The 15,236-nt window shown below is 73.9% G+C and carries 15 protein-coding genes; 6 read left to right on the top strand and 9 right to left on the bottom strand.

The features are described 5' to 3' along the window. Nucleotides 1–82 precede the first annotated feature (82 nt). Both EV562_RS02020 and EV562_RS02015 read left to right on the top strand, forming a co-directional pair. Nucleotides 83–1,852, top strand: a complete 1,770-nt coding sequence (locus tag EV562_RS02020; RefSeq protein WP_133884874.1) for an ABC transporter ATP-binding protein — start codon at nucleotides 83–85, stop codon at nucleotides 1,850–1,852. A 164-nt stretch (nucleotides 1,853–2,016) separates the two neighbouring features. Further along, entirely contained in the window at nucleotides 2,017–2,280 is a 264-nt protein-coding gene (locus EV562_RS02015; RefSeq protein ID WP_166661528.1) for a DUF5133 domain-containing protein, read from the top strand. 69 nt (nucleotides 2,281–2,349) lie between these two features. Here EV562_RS02015 and EV562_RS02010 read toward each other — a convergent pair whose 3' ends face one another. Beyond that, on the bottom strand, nucleotides 2,350–3,318 hold the full coding sequence (locus EV562_RS02010; protein WP_133884872.1) for a helix-turn-helix domain-containing protein: 969 nt from the start codon (nucleotides 3,316–3,318) through the stop codon (nucleotides 2,350–2,352). Nucleotides 3,319–3,514: 196 nt separating this feature from the next. Between EV562_RS02010 and EV562_RS02005 the strand changes: the two genes are divergently transcribed. Continuing rightward, a complete protein-coding gene (locus EV562_RS02005) occupies nucleotides 3,515–4,000 on the top strand; it encodes a hypothetical protein (RefSeq protein ID WP_133884871.1) in 486 nt (161 codons plus the stop codon). A gap of 108 nt (nucleotides 4,001–4,108) precedes the next feature. Further along, nucleotides 4,109–4,324 carry a hypothetical protein gene (locus EV562_RS02000; RefSeq protein WP_133884870.1) on the top strand — a complete coding sequence of 72 codons (216 nt, stop codon included), beginning with the start codon at nucleotides 4,109–4,111 and terminating at the stop codon, nucleotides 4,322–4,324. Between the two features lie 34 nt (nucleotides 4,325–4,358). Here EV562_RS02000 and tgmB read toward each other — a convergent pair whose 3' ends face one another. From tgmB to EV562_RS01985, 3 genes are all read right to left on the bottom strand, one after another. After that, entirely contained in the window at nucleotides 4,359–5,345 is a 987-nt protein-coding gene (tgmB, locus tag EV562_RS01995; RefSeq protein WP_133884869.1) for an ATP-grasp ribosomal peptide maturase, read from the bottom strand. A gap of 16 nt (nucleotides 5,346–5,361) precedes the next feature. Beyond that, complete coding sequence (gene tgmA / locus EV562_RS01990; RefSeq protein WP_133884868.1) at nucleotides 5,362–5,553, bottom strand: putative ATP-grasp-modified RiPP; 192 nt, start codon at nucleotides 5,551–5,553, stop codon at nucleotides 5,362–5,364. Between the two features lie 120 nt (nucleotides 5,554–5,673). Then, nucleotides 5,674–5,994 (bottom strand): YkvA family protein, encoded by a 321-nt coding sequence (locus EV562_RS01985; RefSeq protein ID WP_133884867.1) that lies wholly within the window; start codon nucleotides 5,992–5,994, stop codon nucleotides 5,674–5,676. A 203-nt stretch (nucleotides 5,995–6,197) separates the two neighbouring features. Between EV562_RS01985 and EV562_RS35305 the strand changes: the two genes are divergently transcribed. Continuing rightward, the gene (locus EV562_RS35305) at nucleotides 6,198–7,682 is read left to right on the top strand and encodes a hypothetical protein (RefSeq protein ID WP_133884866.1); all 1,485 of its coding nucleotides are present in this window, start codon (nucleotides 6,198–6,200) and stop codon (nucleotides 7,680–7,682) included. A 61-nt stretch (nucleotides 7,683–7,743) separates the two neighbouring features. Here the strand turns inward: EV562_RS35305 and EV562_RS01975 are convergent, their stop codons facing one another. The 4 genes from EV562_RS01975 to EV562_RS01960 all read right to left on the bottom strand — a co-directional run bounded on the left by EV562_RS01975 (nucleotide 7,744) and on the right by EV562_RS01960 (nucleotide 13,018). Then, the gene (locus tag EV562_RS01975) at nucleotides 7,744–9,873 is read right to left on the bottom strand and encodes a xanthine dehydrogenase family protein molybdopterin-binding subunit (RefSeq protein WP_133884865.1); all 2,130 of its coding nucleotides are present in this window, start codon (nucleotides 9,871–9,873) and stop codon (nucleotides 7,744–7,746) included. 29 nt (nucleotides 9,874–9,902) lie between these two features. Then, nucleotides 9,903–10,895, bottom strand: a complete 993-nt coding sequence (locus EV562_RS01970) for a xanthine dehydrogenase family protein subunit M (protein WP_133884864.1) — start codon at nucleotides 10,893–10,895, stop codon at nucleotides 9,903–9,905. Beyond that, nucleotides 10,892–11,455: a 2Fe-2S iron-sulfur cluster-binding protein gene (locus EV562_RS01965; protein WP_133884863.1), complete on the bottom strand. Its 564-nt coding sequence runs from the start codon at nucleotides 11,453–11,455 to the stop codon at nucleotides 10,892–10,894. Before EV562_RS01965 ends, EV562_RS01970 begins: the two co-directional genes overlap by 4 nt. A 375-nt stretch (nucleotides 11,456–11,830) precedes the next feature. Beyond that, nucleotides 11,831–13,018 (bottom strand): hypothetical protein, encoded by a 1,188-nt coding sequence (locus EV562_RS01960; protein WP_243859947.1) that lies wholly within the window; start codon nucleotides 13,016–13,018, stop codon nucleotides 11,831–11,833. Between the two features lie 194 nt (nucleotides 13,019–13,212). Here EV562_RS01960 and EV562_RS01955 point away from each other — a divergent pair, with 194 nt between their 5' ends. Beyond that, on the top strand, nucleotides 13,213–14,007 hold the full coding sequence (locus EV562_RS01955) for an SDR family oxidoreductase (RefSeq protein ID WP_133884862.1): 795 nt from the start codon (nucleotides 13,213–13,215) through the stop codon (nucleotides 14,005–14,007). An 89-nt stretch (nucleotides 14,008–14,096) separates the two neighbouring features. Here the strand turns inward: EV562_RS01955 and EV562_RS01950 are convergent, their stop codons facing one another. Continuing rightward, nucleotides 14,097–15,203: a YihY/virulence factor BrkB family protein gene (locus EV562_RS01950; RefSeq protein WP_166661527.1), complete on the bottom strand. Its 1,107-nt coding sequence runs from the start codon at nucleotides 15,201–15,203 to the stop codon at nucleotides 14,097–14,099. Nucleotides 15,204–15,236 lie beyond the last annotated feature (33 nt).

The following is a 15,236-nucleotide window of genomic DNA, read 5'->3' as shown; positions in this document are numbered from 1 at the left end:
TGTGGCGCACTTCTGGCCGACGGGGTAGGAAAGCGCGGGAAGCAAGCGCTTGCCCCATTCGGTCACCAGGAGGACCACGCCGATGGCGTCGTCGTTGGAAAAGCCGCTCGATCACCGCTACCGGGGCGAACACCCGATACGCACCCTCGTCTACCTGCTCCGCGCGGACCGCCGCCGACTGGCCGGTGCGGTCGCCGTCTTCACCGTCAAGCACAGCCCCGTCTGGCTGCTGCCGCTCATCACCGCCGCCATCATCGACACCGTCGTCCAGCACGGGCCGATCGCGGACCTGTGGACCAGCACCGGGATCATCATGTTCATCCTGGTGGTCAACTACCCGCTGCACCTGCTCTACGTCCGTCTCCTCCACGGCAGCGTGCGCCGCATGGGCACCGCCCTGCGCTCCGCCCTGTGCACGCGGATGCAGCAGCTCTCCATCGGCTACCACTCGCGGGTCAGCGCCGGCGTCCTGCAGGCCAAGGTGGTCCGGGACGTGGAGACGGTGGAACAGATGGTGCAGCAGACCGCCGAGACCGGTCTCGGCGCGTTCACCGTGCTCACCGGCGGCCTCGTGATCATCGCCGTGCGCACCCCGGAGTTCCTGCCCGTCTTCCTCGTCGTCGTCCCCGCCGCCTCCCTGCTGGTGGCCCGGCTCCGGGCCCGGCTGCGCACCCACAACGAGCACTTCCGCCACGAGGTCGAGACCCTGTCCTCTCGGGTGACGGAGATGACCCGGCTCATCCCGGTCACCCGCGCCCACGGTCTGGAGGGCAAGGCGCTGCGCCGCATGGACGGCACCCTGGACCGGCTGCTCACCTCCGGGATGCGCCTGGACCTGGTCAACGGCCGCTTCGGCTCGCTGTCCTGGGTGGTGCTCAACGTGGTCGGCGTCCTGGTGCTCGCAGGCGCCGCGCTGATCTCGTACTACGACGTCTGGGGGGTCAGCGCCGGCGACGTCGTCATGCTCAGCGCCTTCCTGACCACCCTCACCAACTCCACGACGACACTGGCGGGCCTGGCTCCGGTCATCACCAAGGGCCTGGAGTCGGTCCGTTCGGTCGGCGAGGTGCTCCAGGCCCCGGAACTGGAGGACAACGAGGGCAAGACGGAGCTGACCTCGCTGCGCGGAGCCGTCACCTTCGACGGCGTCGGGCACCTCTACGAGAGCGACGGGCGCCCCGCGGTCAGCGACTTCACCCTCTCCGTCGAACCCGGCGAGACCGTCGCGCTGGTGGGCGCCTCCGGCGCCGGCAAGTCCACCGTGCTCAACCTGGTGATCGGCTTCCTGCGGCCGACCTCGGGCCGGCTGCTGCTGGACGGCACCGACATGAGCACCCTCGACCTGCGCACGTACCGGCGCTTCGTCTCGGTGGTGCCGCAGGAGTCGATCCTGTTCGACGGCACGATCCGGGAGAACGTCGCCTACGGCATGGACGACGCCGACGAGGAGACGGTGCGCGCCGCCCTGCGCGACGCCAACGCCCTGGAGTTCGTCGACCGGCTGCCGCGCGGCCTGGACACCCTGGTCGGGGAACACGGGGCGCGGCTGTCCGGCGGCCAGCGCCAACGCCTCGCCATCGCCCGCGCCCTGATCCGGGACCCCCGGGTGCTGATCCTGGACGAGGCCACCTCGGCGCTGGACACCCGCTCGGAGGCGCTCGTCCAGCAGGCGCTGTCCCGCCTGCTGCGCGGACGCACCACGTTCGTCGTGGCGCACCGGCTGTCCACCGTGCGCGGCGCCGACCGGATCGTGGTGATGGGGGAGGGCCGGATCCAGGAGACGGGCACCCACGAGGAACTCCTCGCCCGGGGAGGGGCCTACACGGCCCTGCACAGCGGTCAGGTGGCCTGACCGCTCCGCTGCGGCCTGTCCGTTTCCCCGAGTTGTCGACCACTCATCGCGACGGCCGGACAGGTATGGGCAGGATCTGGTCAATTACGGGCATGGGGGCGCGTGCTGCGATTGGTTTGACCGGGTTCGGGCATACGCAGCGAAAATCGAGAGAGGGGCGCTTCGTGCTCGAACCGGACCCGAAGGTCGTCAGGAAGTTGCTCACGCGGTACGCGTCGCTGCGCATCGCGCAGGCGGAGAGGGAGTCGACGACGACGGCGCGGGAGCTGGCGGACGTCAGTTACACCCTGTGCGTGATGATGGCGACGACCAGCATCCACGACGCGGTGGCGAAGGCGGACGCCCTGCTGCTCGCCAAGGGGCGGGCGGTGCCGGAGGCGCGCACGGTGGATCCCGAAGGGGAGAGCGGCCTGTCACTGGCCGTCTGAACACCGCAGCACCTCGCGGCCGGGCCGTGGAGCGGATCCGCCGAGCCGGGTCCGCTCCACGGCCCGGGCTCACGGGAGGCGCGGTGGCGCGGGGGACTTCGCCCGGAAGGCCGCGCGGTAGCCGTACGGGGTGGTGCCGACCACCCGGCGGAACCGCTCACGGAAGGCCGTGGGCGAACCGAACCCCGCCTGCCGGGCGATCCTCTCGACCGAGTCGTCCCCGTTCTCCAGCAGGTACTGGGCACGCCGCACCCGGGCCCGCAGCAGCCACTGCAGCGGCGTGGTGCCCGTCTGTTCGCGGAAGCGGCGGCTGAAGGTGCGCTCGCTCATCCCCGAGCGGGCCGCCATCGCCCCGAGGGTCAGCTCCCCGGCCAGGTTGTCCTCGATCCACCCGAGCAGTGGCTCCAGGTCCGAGCCCCGCGGCACGGGCGGGTGCTCGTGCACCACGAACTGGGCCTGCCCGCCTTCCCGTTCCAGCGGCATGACGCACATCCGGGCGGAGTGCGCGGCCACGGCCGAGCCCAGGTCCCGGCGGATCATGTGCAGGCACATGTCCAGGCCGGCGGCCGCGCCGGCCGAGGTGAGGATCTGCCCGTTGTCCACGTAGAGCACGTCCGGCAGCACCTCCACCAGCGGGTACCGGCGGGCCAGTTCCGCGGCGGCGATCCAGTGGGTGGTGGCCCGCAGCCCGTCCAGCAAGCCGGCTTCCCCCAGGACGAAGGCACCGACGCACACCGACGCGATCCGGGTCCCGGCGCGGGCCGCCCGGCGCAGTGCGTCGAGGACGCGCCCGGACGGCGGGCCGGCCCCCTCCGAGCGGCCCGGCACGATGACGGTGTCGGCCGTCTCCAGCGCTTCCAGACCCCGCTCGATCCGCAGGGTGAGGCCTTCGGTGCGCACCTCGGGCGACTCCGCGCACAGCCCCACCCGGTAGGGGCGGCGGCCGTCGGGCAACCGTGCCCAGTCGAACGCCTGCATGGGCGCCGCCATGTCGAAGGGCACCACGTCGTCGAGGACCAGGATCGCCACCGAGTGCATGGGCGCCACCCTAGGCGAGTTCGCGCCACGCACAGAAGACCGGGTCAGGGCCGGTCCGGTCGGGCAGGCACGGGTGGGAGGGGCTGGCGGGATCCCGTGGGAAACTGTCGTTCCCGCCACTGTGCGGGCCGGTTTCGTCTTTCTACCTTGGTCATCGATCACCGCGCCGCCCGCCTCAGCTCCCGGAGCCCTCCCGATGACCAAGTTGCTGCTGTCCCTCCACGTCCTCGCGGCCGTCATCGCCGTGGGACCCGTCACCGTCGCGGCCAGCATGTTCCCGGCGGCCGCCCGCCGGGTGCCGGTGGCGGCGGCCGTCGGGGGAGGGGAGGCCGCGGACGCCGGTGACACGGGCATCGTCCGGCTCCTGCACCGCATCTGCCGGGTCTACGCCGGTCTGGGCATCGCCGTGCCGGTCCTCGGGTTCGCCACCGCCGCCTCGATGGGCGTCCTGGGCGACGCCTGGCTCATCGCGTCCGTCACCCTCACCGCGGCGGCCGCTGGTCTCCTCGCCGCCTTCGTCCTGCCGCGTCAGGAGGAGCTCCTTGAGCAACTGGCCGACCGGCAGCCCGTCGAGCGGGCCGGTACGGCCCGGCTCGCCATGTTCACCGGCGTGTTCAACCTGCTGTGGGCCACGGTGACCGTCCTCATGATCGTGCGGCCCGGCTCCACGACCGGAGCCTGAGCGGCTGTTCACATCCTGGCGGAATGCGCACCGGTGGGTGAACGGGCGCCTAGACTGCTCAGTCGCGCCTCCGTACGGGGGCGGACGACACGAAAGGCACGTTGACGGGTGTTCCAGGATTCCCCCATCTACGACCGACTCGTCGCCGAACGCGGTGACGTCCCCGAGCAGGTGCGGCGGGACGCCGAGCGTGTGAGCAGGGAACTGGAGGTGGTCATGCGGCCGTTGCGCACCCCCGGGTACCTGCCGGGTCCCGAACGCCAGCCGTCCCCCGGCGCCGGCTGGCAGCGCACCGCCCTGCTGCCCGGCCCCCGCCCGCACTGACGGGCGGCCCTCGGGCAGGCGTGCCGGGGGAACCTCATCCGACCGCCGCAGTGCCCGGGCCGCCCGCCTCCACCGTGGCCCCGTCCTCGGGCCGGGCCAGCCACTCGGCGATGGTGCGGGCGATCGGCTGGCCCGTCTCCACCTCGACGAAGCCGAACTGCCCCGACTGGTTGCACTCGAGGAACCACCAGGTGCCGTCGCCGTCCTCGGCGAAGTCGAACGCGCCGTAGGCCAGCCCGGCCTCCCGGAGGTAGTCCCGGACGCCCTCGGCGACGCGCGGCGGCACCGGGGCCGGTCGCCACGGCTCGTCCGACGCCGTGAAACGCACGTCCACCTCCGCCGGGTCCAGGCTCGCCGGCGTCGTCTTGCGCGCCGCCAGCAACACGTCGCCGACGGCCGTCAGCCGGATGTCGGCCCGCTTGGCGACCCTGCGCTGCAGCAGCGTCGGACCGTGGGCGACGGCCGAGAAGTCGGCCTCGGGCGAAACCCTGCTGGTCGGCACCGCCAGCGGCGGATCCTGCGGATGGGCGCCCGAGACGGGCTTGACCACGAGATCCGGGTAGCGCTCGGCGAACTCGCGGGCCGCCCGTGGGAACGTCGTGATCAGCGTCGCCGGCACCGGCAGCCCGCACCGCTGGGCGAGGCGCAGCTGCCAGGGCTTGTACCTGGCCCGGTGTGCGGCGTCGGGCTGGTTCATCCAGCGCGCCGGTGAGCCGCGGAGCATGCCGTAGAGCGCCTGACCGGCCTCCTCGGTCAGCCACGCGGAAGGTTCGGCGGCCCGGGTGGCCGCCCCGCCCGGCCTGCGCACCCAGACGGACCGCAGCCCCCCGATGCTCACCAGCCGGCCTCCCGCGGACAGATGGCCCCGGAAGGAGCCGTGCACGAACTCGCCGGAGAGCGCGACGGAGCCGGTGAGGTCGGCGGGGTCCAGGCGGACCACCGGAACTCCCGACGCGTTCAGGTGCACCACCACCATGTCCGCGGTGACGTCCTCTTCACAGGTCAGGATCAGCACGGTCATCGTCGACGGCCCGTGTTCAGTCGTCGAAGTGAGTCTTCGACCCCGCGGTGGAGGTCGTGGTCCCCAGCTCTCTGAGCAGCGCGTGGTCGCAGGCGGCCACCCGGCCGTCGAGGAGCACGTTCAACTGCAGCCCCGAGTCGTAGACGTACTCGGTGGTGGCTTCCAACTCCACAGCCGGCCGTGCGTAGTTGAGCGCGAACGGTTGCATCGTCTCTCCCTAGTCGGTGCTGCGCCGATCAGGCGACGAAATCTTCTGCGCCGTCACCTGGTCCGCCGACTTCCTTCGGCTTCCAGAGACTTATACGACTCGAACGGGTGAATGGTTTCCTTACGCTGCGTAGTCGCCGGGCGAATCCGGGGAACGCCGCCGGTCCGAGGCGGCGTGCCGGGCGCCGATCGAGCCGCGCGCGGAGCGCAGGGCGAGCAGCAGCACGCCGACGTCGTCCAGGTAGACCGGATCGGGCAACAGGTCCGCCGGGAGGACCAGATAGAGGACCGCACCCCAGAACACCCAGCGCGGGCCGGTGGGGAGGCCGGCCCGCCTGAGGTCCCGTCGGGTGCGGACCAGGCGCACCAGCACGGCGACCGCCGCCGCGAGGACGACCGCCGCGAGCAGCACCGCCACGACGATCACTGTGGTCGTATCCACCAGGGCCTCCTCCGGCGCGCGACACGCGCCTCCCTACCCGGATGCCCGCTCGCGGCGGCGGCAAGGCCGCCGGGCGGGCTCTCTCATCCCTGTGGCCCACCGGAGTGGCACGGCGCGACGGACGTGCCTAGTAATGGCAGCACACAGCGCGAGTCGCATGTCGGGGACGCAGGGCGGCCGCACCCCCACCACACGGAGAGATCATGAACACCGGCTCTTCATCACCTCGCTCGCCCGAGTACGCCATACCCGAGTACGCCATATCCGCTCTGGACCTTCCCACCGGGGAGACGACGGCGACCACCGGCACGCTGCGACCGCCGGGCGCGGAGCCAGGGGCCCGGACCGTCGTCGACCGTCCCTCGCCCGAGCGGGACATCGATCTGTGGGACGACCTGGACGACGCCGACCTCCCCGAACCGGAGCCCGACCCCGACTTTCCCGTCCACGATCCCGGCGGTCCCGGCCGCGAAGGCCCCGGCTTCCGGCAGCCCGGCCCCCGTGCGCGCCACGCCGACTCCGACGTCGACGCCCAGGCCCAGGCCCGGGCCCAGGCCCACGACGGAGACGGACAGACGTACGGCGATCCCGTCGGCGACCTGGTGCGCGCCGCCGTCGCCGACCGGCCGCTCGAGGAGGTCGTCGACCTCATCACGATGCTGGAGCAGTCGCCGCAGTACGCACAGGCCACGGTCGACGCGCTCCGTGCGGTCGGCGTGAACCGGTCCGTCGAGGACGTCACCCGGCTGGTGGGCCTGCTGACCCGGCCGCCGCGACACTCGGCCAGCGCGGACGAGGCGATCCGGGCCGCGGCGGAGTGCCGCTCCGTGGAGGACGTGACCCGGCTGATGGCACTGCTGCACCGCACGCCCCTGGAGCCGCACTGCGGTCAGGAGGCCGTCCGCGCCGCCGCCACCGGCCGGCCCGTCGAGGAACTGGTCGAACTGATAGGGCGGCTCGCCGAGGACGGACACGTCCGGGCGCAGAGCCCCGACGCCCGGCAACTGCGGGCGGCCCAGGACGCGGCCGACGAGGATGAAGAACCGCGGACCACCGCCCGCCCGACCCGGCGCACCGGCGCCTTCGGCGGGGCCGACCGCCGCGGCCGCGCAGGCCGTCGGCCGTTCGGCCGGGGTCGCGAGCGCGACGGAGGCCGTGACGGGCGGGACCGTGACACAGGCCGCGCCGCGCGCGAGCGCGACCGGGACCGTGCGGGGCACGACCGTGGGGGGCGTGACCGCGACCGCGCGGCGCGCCGTACCGCCCGGGGCCCGGCCTGGCTCGCCCGGCTGGCCGTCGCGGTCCTGGCCGGGTGCGGCGTGGCCTTCTTCCCGCTGCACCGCGCCGGCGCCTCCGCGCAGACCTACGGGGTGGCCGTCGGCCTGTCGGCGGCCTGCCTGCTGCTCGCCCTGCTGCTGACCGTCCGGCCCGTCGTACCGCTGCTCGCCGTGGCGGTGGTGGGACCGGCGGCGCTCGCCGCGGCCAAGCTCTACGGCAGCGCCACTCCTTCGGCGCAGGTCTCCCCGGTCACCGACCTCACGCTGGCACCCACCTGGGTCGCGGTCGCGGTGGCCGTGGCGGCCTCGCTCGTCGCGCTGTTGGCGCTGTGCGTGCGGGTGGGCTCGCCGGCCGCCGCGCGGCGCGGACCGGCCCGCCGCGTGGCCGTGGCGAGCCGTACGGCGCCCTGACCCCCGCCCACCGAGCGTGGGCCGCGCCGGACGACCGTCCGGCGCGGCCCACGTCGCGTTCTCAGATCCCCAGCGTGCCCGGGGGGTGTTCGTGCGCGAGCAGGGCGGTGAGCACCCGGTCCGGGGTGAGCGGCAGTTCCCGGAACCGGATGCCGGTGGCGTGGTGGACGGCGTTGCCGACGGCCGCCGCCGAGCCCACGATGCCGATCTCGCCGATCCCCTTGCTGCCCATGGGGTTGAGGTGCGCGTCCTCCTCGTCGACCCAGTACGCCTCCAGGCCGGTGACGTCGGCGTGCGCCGGCACGTGGTAGGAGGCCAGGTCGCGCTCGACGAAGTCGCCGAACACCGGGTCCATCGTGCTGTCCTCGGTCAGTGCCATGCCCAGACCCATCGTCATGCCCCCGATGAACTGGGACCGGGCCGTACGGGCGTTGAGGATGCGCCCGGCGGCGAAGACCCCGAGGAGCCGGGTCACCCGTACCTCACCGGAGACGGTGTCGACGCTCACTTCGGCGAAATGGGCGCCGAAGGCGTGCCGGGCGTAAGGGCTCTCGCCGTCCACCGTGCCGGAGGTGTCGGCCTCCGCGGCGATCCCCTCGTCGGGCAGGGGACCCGGGTGCTCCGCCAGCCGGCCGGCCAGCCGGACGCACGCCTCGTGCACGGCCGACCCCCAGGAGGCGGTGCCCGAGGAGCCACCGGCCACGGGGGCGAAGCCGATGCCGCTGTCGGCGACGTCGATCCGCACCCGGTCGAGCGGGGCGCCGAGGGCGTCGGCCGCGACCTGCGCGAGGACCGTACGGGCTCCGGTTCCGATGTCGGTGGCGTTGACCCGCACCAGGAAGTCGCCGTCGGGCAGTGCCCGGGCCGAGGCGGCGCAGGGCGAGACCAGCACCGGGTAGGTGGCCGATGCCACCCCGCTGCCGATCAGCAGGGGGCCGGCCGCGCGGGACCGCGGGCGGGGGTCGCGCCCCTGCCAGCCGAAGCGCCGGGCGCCCTCGCGCAGGCACTCCACGAGGTGCCTGCTGCTGAAGGGCTTCCCGCTGTCGGGCTCGGTCTCCGGTTCGTTGCGGATCCTCAGCTCCACCGGGTCCAGGCCGAGTTCGGCGGCCAGTTCGTCCATCGCGGACTCCAGGGCGTACATGCCGGGGCATTCGCCGGGGGCCCGCATCCAGGACGGAGTGGGCACGTCCAGCGCCGCCACGCGGTGCGCCGTACGCAGCGCGGGGGTGCCGTACATGACCCGGGCGGGGACCGCCGCCTGCTCCACGAACTCCTTGACCCGGGAGGTGTACGTCGTCACCTCGTGCACGAGGGAGGTGAGCCGGCCGCCGCTGTCCGCCCCCATCCGCAGCCGGTGCAGGGTGGGTGCCCGGTGCCCGACGACGGTTGGCAGGTAGCGGCGCGGCAGCGCGACGGTCACCTGCCGCCCGGTCTCGCGCGCCGCCATCGCGGCCAGCACCACCTCGGGACGCGGGGTGCCCTTCGAACCGAAGCCGCCGCCCACGTGCTCGGCCCGCACCGTGATCCGGTCCTCGGGCAGTGCGAACAGGCGCGCCAGTTCCTTCTGCACCGCCGTGGTGCCCTGGCTGGAGGAGAGCACGGTCAGCCGGTCGCCGTCCCAGTGCGCCGTACTGGCGTGCGGCTCCATGGGGTGGTTGTGCAGCGGCGGCACCGTGTACGCGACGTCGACCCGGGCCGCGGCCGAGGCGAGGCCGCCGTCCGGGTCCCCGTGCTCGGTGACCGCCGGAAAACCTCCGTTGGCCGTCTCGGGGACGTACGCCTCGGGGTGCGAGGCGGTGAGCGTCGCGTCGTGCGCCTCGGTCTCGTACGTGATCCGGACGGCGGCGACACCGGCGCGGGCCGCCTCCAGCGTCTCGGCCACCACCACGCCCACGAACCAGCCCCGGTGCGGGACCTGCGGGCCCTGCAGCAGGGCCAGGGTCGGGTCGTCGGGATCGCCGAGGCGGGGCGCGTTCTCGTGCGTGAGCACCGCGAGCACCCCGGGCAGCGCGAGCGCGGGAGCGGCGTCGACGCCGGTCACCCGGCCGCGTGCGACCGTCGCCGGGACGGGCCAGGCATGGGCGCGTCCCGGCGCGTCGACCTCGGCGGCGTACCGGGCGGTGCCGGTGACCTTCTCCCGCCCCTCCCGGCGCTCGACGGGAGCGCCCAGGACGGCATCGGTTGCGCTCATGGGGGTCCTCCTCGTGGACGCGGGAGTCGTCAGGTCGTGGCGGGCGGTGCGAGCCGGCCCAGGACGTCCAGGGCCAGCCGGCGGGCCAGCGGCACCTTGTAGGCGTTGTCGCGCAGCGGCTCGGCCGCGGCCAGCTCCAGGTCGACGGCGTGCTCGAACGCCGCCGTGGTGGGCGCCGCCCCCACCAGCGCGTCCTCCGCCCGCCGGGCGCGCCAGGGCCGGTGCGCCAGCGCGCCGAAGGCGATCCCGGACCGCTCCACCACTCCGTCCGCCACGTGCAGCACGACGGCGACGGAGGCCAGCGCGAAGGCGTACGACGCCCGGTCGCGGGCCTTTCGGTAGGCGGAGGGGAGCCCGGCGGTGGCCCCGGGCAGGACCACGCCGGTGATCAGCTCGCCCGGGTGGATCTCCGTGTCCCGTTCCGGGTGCATACCGGGGAGCCGGTGGAAGTCGGCGGCCGGCACGCTCCGGGTGCCCTCGGGGCCGTGCAGCTCCACCCGCGCGTCGAGGGCGGCCAGCGCGACCGCCATGTCGGACGGGTGGGTGGCGATGCACTGGTCGGAGTGGCCCAGCACGGCGTGGTCGCGGTGCACGCCCTCCAGCGCGCCGCAACCGGTGCCGGGCTCCCGCTTGTTGCAGGGCTTGGACACGTCCTGGAAGTAGGGGCAGCGGGTGCGCTGCAACAGATTGCCGCCGGTGGTGGCGGCGTTGCGCAACTGCCCGGAGGCCCCGGCCAGCAACGCCTGGGACAGCGCGGGGTAGCGGTCGCGCACGGCGGGGTGGGCCGCGAGGTCGCTGTTGCGGACCATCGCGCCGGCCCGCAGCCCGCCGTCGGGGAGTTCCTCCACGGTGTCCAGCGGCAGCCGGGTCACGTCGACGAGTGCGGCCGGCGTCTCCACGCCCAGCTTCATCAGGTCGACGAGGTTGGTGCCGCCGCCGAGGTAGCGGGCGCCGGGGTGGGCCGCGAAGGCGTCGGTGGCCTCCTCGACGCTGCCGGCGCGTACGTAGGCGAAGGGCTTCACGGGATCACGTCCTCGACCGCGTCGACGATCCGGGGATAGGCGCCGCACCGGCACAGATTCCCGCTCAGCCGCTCCCGGATCTCGTCCCGGTCCAGCGCGACCGGCTCCCCCGAGGGCGCCGCAGGGTCGGTGACGTGGGAGGGGTGTCCGGCCGCGGCCTCGGCGAGCGCGCCGACCGCGGAGCAGATCTGGCCCGGTGTGCAGTACCCGCACTGGAAGGCGTCACGGTCCAGGAAGGCGCGCTGCAACGGGTGCAGTTCCTCACCGTCCCCGGCGAGTCCCTCCACGGTGGTGACGTCGCAGCCGTCCAGGGCGACCGCGAACAGCAGACAGCTGTTGACCCGCCGCCCGTCGACCAGCACCGTGCAGGCGCCGCACTGACCGTGGTCGCAGCCCTTCTTGGCGCCCGCGAGACCGAGGTCCTCGCGCAGCAGGTCCAGCAGGACACGGCGGTGGTCGACGGCGAGCGTGTGCGGTTTGCCGTTGACGCGGAGCGTGGTCTCCGAACGGGCGGACTCCTGTGGGCGGGAAGCGGGGGCGCTCTCGTGCTGGCTGTCCATGGCGTCACTGACCTTCCGGGGCGGGCCGTGCTCCTGTGCCGTCCGCGTATCCACCTCACGCCGGATGACACGTGAGGCTGCCCTCACCACGGGCGGCCTCGTCACCCGCGTCCAGGGCCGCGGTCCACGCGGGCCGACGGCGCGGTGCCGGGCGAGCGGGTGGACCGCCCGGCCCGGCGGCGGACCGGCGGCAGGGGGAGTCGGGAGAGTCGGGATCCGGGATCCGGGACCCGGGACCCGGGACCCGGGATCCGCGACACCGGACCCGCGGAGACGTCGGCCGGCCGGAGTGCCGGGCGCTCCGGCGTGCCTGGGGGCCCGCACCGCGCCGCCGGGCTCGCGGCCGGGCGTGCGCCGGCACCCACCCCGCAGACTTCAGTCGCCGGGGCGGGGGGAGGGGTCCGTGGTGTCCTCGACGGTGGTGTCGTTCGCGGGTGTGTCCGGGCGGGGCGGCCTGGCGGGGTTGCGGAACCTGTCCAGGGTGCGGGTCAGACTCCGCAGGGGGGACGGCGCCGGGGTGCGGGGCGGCGGGGGACCGGCCGGTGCCGCTCCGGCGGACTCCCGGTACACGGCGAGGGCCTCGGCCGCCCGTTCCGCCGCCTCCCGGTACAGGTCGCGGGACTGGGTCATGGCCTCGAGGGCCTCGGCGTACATGGCCACCAGCCTGCGCTCGCGCTCCAGCTCCTCCTCCAGCGTCAGCAGCCGCCAGTCCTCCCGCAGCGACCCGAGGGCCGCCACCGCGTCGTCGGGCAGCGGCCTGGGCAGCACGGCGAAGGACGTCACCGCCGCGATCAGCGCGGTGGGCTCGGAGCCGTCCAGGAACACGGTGCGCACCGAGAAGTCACCGGCCGCGTAGTCGGCCGGGGCCGGTGTGCCGGGCAGCACCACGGCGCCGCCGCGCGGCACCTGGACGCCGAAGTCCTCCAGGGCCCAGTTCACCGTGCGCAACTGCTGCGGCGCGGCGCGGTGCTCGACCACCCGGTGCCGCAGACCGGGCGGCAGCCGCCGCGGCAGCGGCACCCGGCCGCGGTGGTCCGGGGTCATCGCCTCGTGCACCACGACGTGGATGTTCCACGGACTGCGCCCGGCGTCCTTGAGCAGCCGCCGTACGGCCTTGTCGTCGTCCGGCAGGGTGTTGAGGCCCCGCAGCCGCAGCCCGGTGGCGACGTCCCGGTCCCAGGTGACGTCCGGATCGTCCGGCCAGAACATCGTGGCGGGGGAGGGCCAGCCCAGGTCCCAGGCCTCCTCGGCCTCCGCGAGCAGCGTCCACTCCTGCCCGCCCGCCGAGGCGGGCTCCAGGACCAGCCTCGCCCGCACGGTCACGTCCCCCGCTTCCCCGGGAACCTTCCAGCGCGCCTCGAAGATCCGGTCGGCGGCGGCGCCGGTGGCCGCGGCGGGCGCCGGGTCGTCGGGCGGGTCCAGGAAGTCGTCCAGGACGTGGTCGTCCTTGAGCCGCTGCAGCCTCTTGCGGACGGTGTCCTCGGCCGCGGAGCCGACGTGGCGGCCGCGAGCGGCCCACAGCGTGGGCGGATGCGTGGGGCGGGCGGTGGTAGAGGTCGGCATGAGTCCATCGGGCAGCAGGGGCACGGACGTAGGCAAGTATTGTCGCCGCAGGTCAGCCGAGAGCACCGGGGGTCCGCCGACCGGGCGTGGCGTGGTGCGGCGTACGGCGCGGGCGGCCGGGTGACGGGTGCGTCGTGGGCGAGGGTGGGCAGGAGCAACCCGACCGACCGTACGGCACGACAAGGAGCGAGACGATGAATCTGGACCTCGGCGGACGCACCGCACTGGTGACGGGCTCCTCGCAGGGCATCGGGGCGGCGATCGCCGCCGGGCTGGCCCGGGCCGGGGCCACCGTGGGCGTCAACGGACGCGACGCCGGCCGCCTGGAGGAGAGTGTCCGCAAGCTGCGGGCCGACGTACCGGGCGGCACGTTCGTGCCGGTCGCGGCCGACCTCGGCACCGAGGAGGGCGCCGAGCAGGCCCTGGCGGCGCTGCCCGACGTGGACATCCTCGTGAACAACCTCGGCGTCTTCGGCGCCGCTCCCGCGCTGGAGATCAGCGACGACGAGTGGCGCCGCTACTTCGAGATCAACGTCCTCGCGGGCGTCAGGCTGACGCGCGCCCATCTCCCCCGGATGAGGGACCGCGGCTGGGGACGGGTGCTGTACATCGCGAGCGACTCGGCCGTCGTCATCCCGGCCGAGATGATCCACTACGGCGTCTCGAAGACGGCACTGCTCGCGGTCGGCCGGGGCTTCGCCAAGGAGGCGGCGGGCAGCGGCGTCACGGTGAACTGCGTGGTCGCGGGTCCCACGCACACGGAGGGCGTCGAGGACTTCGTGTACCAGCTGGTCGACCGCGACCTGCCCTGGGACGAGGCCCAGCGCGTCTTCATGCGCGAACACCGCCCGCAGTCCCTGCTCCAGCGGCTGATCGAACCCGAGGAGATCGCCAACCTGGTGGTGTACCTCAGCTCCCCCCTCGCCTCCGCCACCACCGGCGCGGCCGTCCGCGTGGACGGCGGCTACGTCGACTCGATCCTGCCGTAGGAGGTGTCGGCCGGATCTCGCCGCCGGTCGCGACCGGGCACCGCCGGCCAGATCCGGTGAGCCGGACGCCGCCCCCCGGCCGTCCACCGTCACACGGCCCCGTCGTCCCCGGCTCCGTCCCCGCCCGCGCGCCGCCGGTCCGCGTCGTCCCAGGCCCTGGTGTCACGCGGCTCCACGTACGGCTCCTCCTCGGGCGGGTGGCCGCCGTCGATGACCCGCTGGCGGGCCAGCTCCGCGTCGAACTGCAGGCCGAGCAGGATCGCCAGGTTGGTCACCCACAGCCACACCAGGAAGATGATGACGCCGGCCAGGGTGCCGTACGTCTTGTTGTACGAGCCGAAGTTGGCGACGTAGAAGGCGAACCCGCCGGAGGCGAGCAACCAGATCAGCAGCGCGACCAGACTTCCCGGAGAGATCCACTTGAAGCCCTTGAGCCGCGCGTTGGGCGCGGCCCAGTACAGGATCGCGATCATGAAGGTGACGAGCAGGACCAGTACCGGCCACTTGGCGATCGACCACACCGTCAGCGCGGTGTCGCCGATCCCGAGGGCGGTGCCCGCCTGCCGGGCCAGGCTTCCCGTGAAGACCACGATGAGCGCGCTGACCACCGCGAGCACCAGCAGGACCACCGTCAGGATCACCCGCAGCGGCAGCACCTTCCACACCGGCCGCCCCTCGGGCACGTCGTAGACCGCGTTGGCGGCGCGGATGAACGCGCCGACGTAGCCGGACGCCGACCAGACGGCACCGACCAGACCGACCACCGCCAGCACGGAGCCCAGACCCGCCTTGGCCTGCAGCTGCTCCACGGCGTTCGTGAGGACGTCCCGCGCGGACCCGGGCGCGAGCTTCTTCACGTTGTCCAGGACCTCCTGGGTGGCGGACTCCCCGGCGATGCCGAGCAGCGAGACCAGCACCAGCAGGGCCGGGAACAGCGCCAGGATCCCGTAGTAGGTCAGGGCGGCGGCGCGGTCGGTCAGCTCGTCGTCCTGGAACTCGGAGACGACGCGCCGCACCAGCGCCGACCACGAGCGTCCGGGCAGTTCGGTGGGGGAGTCCGGGGCGGCGTCCTCGGTGGCGGCGTCCGGACCGTAGTCCTCGGGACCGTCGTCCTCCTGGGACCGCCGGCCGGCCGGTCCGTCCGCCGGGACGTCTTTCGCGTGCTTCCCGCCAAAGGGGAGATGCAGTCGGGGCATGCCCCACGGGTTGCCCGTCCCGGCGCCGGCACG

This window comes from Streptomyces sp. BK208 (assembly GCF_004364245.1).
Lineage (GTDB): Bacteria > Actinomycetota > Actinomycetes > Streptomycetales > Streptomycetaceae > Streptomyces.
This window is presented reverse-complemented; position numbering and strand designations above follow the sequence as displayed.

Coding starts and splice junctions, on each gene's coding strand:
- EV562_RS02020 (WP_133884874.1), top strand. CDS start 83: ATGGCGTCGTCGTTGGAAAAGCCGCTCGATCACCGCTACCGGGGCGAA.
- EV562_RS02010 (WP_133884872.1), bottom strand. CDS start 3,318: ATGCACTCGGTGGCGATCCTGGTCCTCGACGACGTGGTGCCCTTCGAC.
- EV562_RS02005 (WP_133884871.1), top strand. CDS start 3,515: ATGACCAAGTTGCTGCTGTCCCTCCACGTCCTCGCGGCCGTCATCGCC.
- tgmB (WP_133884869.1), bottom strand. CDS start 5,345: ATGACCGTGCTGATCCTGACCTGTGAAGAGGACGTCACCGCGGACATG.
- tgmA (WP_133884868.1), bottom strand. CDS start 5,553: ATGCAACCGTTCGCGCTCAACTACGCACGGCCGGCTGTGGAGTTGGAA.
- EV562_RS35305 (WP_133884866.1), top strand. CDS start 6,198: ATGAACACCGGCTCTTCATCACCTCGCTCGCCCGAGTACGCCATACCC.
- EV562_RS01975 (WP_133884865.1), bottom strand. CDS start 9,873: ATGAGCGCAACCGATGCCGTCCTGGGCGCTCCCGTCGAGCGCCGGGAG.
- EV562_RS01965 (WP_133884863.1), bottom strand. CDS start 11,455: ATGGACAGCCAGCACGAGAGCGCCCCCGCTTCCCGCCCACAGGAGTCC.
- EV562_RS01960 (WP_243859947.1), bottom strand. CDS start 13,018: ATGCCGACCTCTACCACCGCCCGCCCCACGCATCCGCCCACGCTGTGG.
- EV562_RS01955 (WP_133884862.1), top strand. CDS start 13,213: ATGAATCTGGACCTCGGCGGACGCACCGCACTGGTGACGGGCTCCTCG.
- EV562_RS01950 (WP_166661527.1), bottom strand. CDS start 15,203: ATGCCCCGACTGCATCTCCCCTTTGGCGGGAAGCACGCGAAAGACGTC.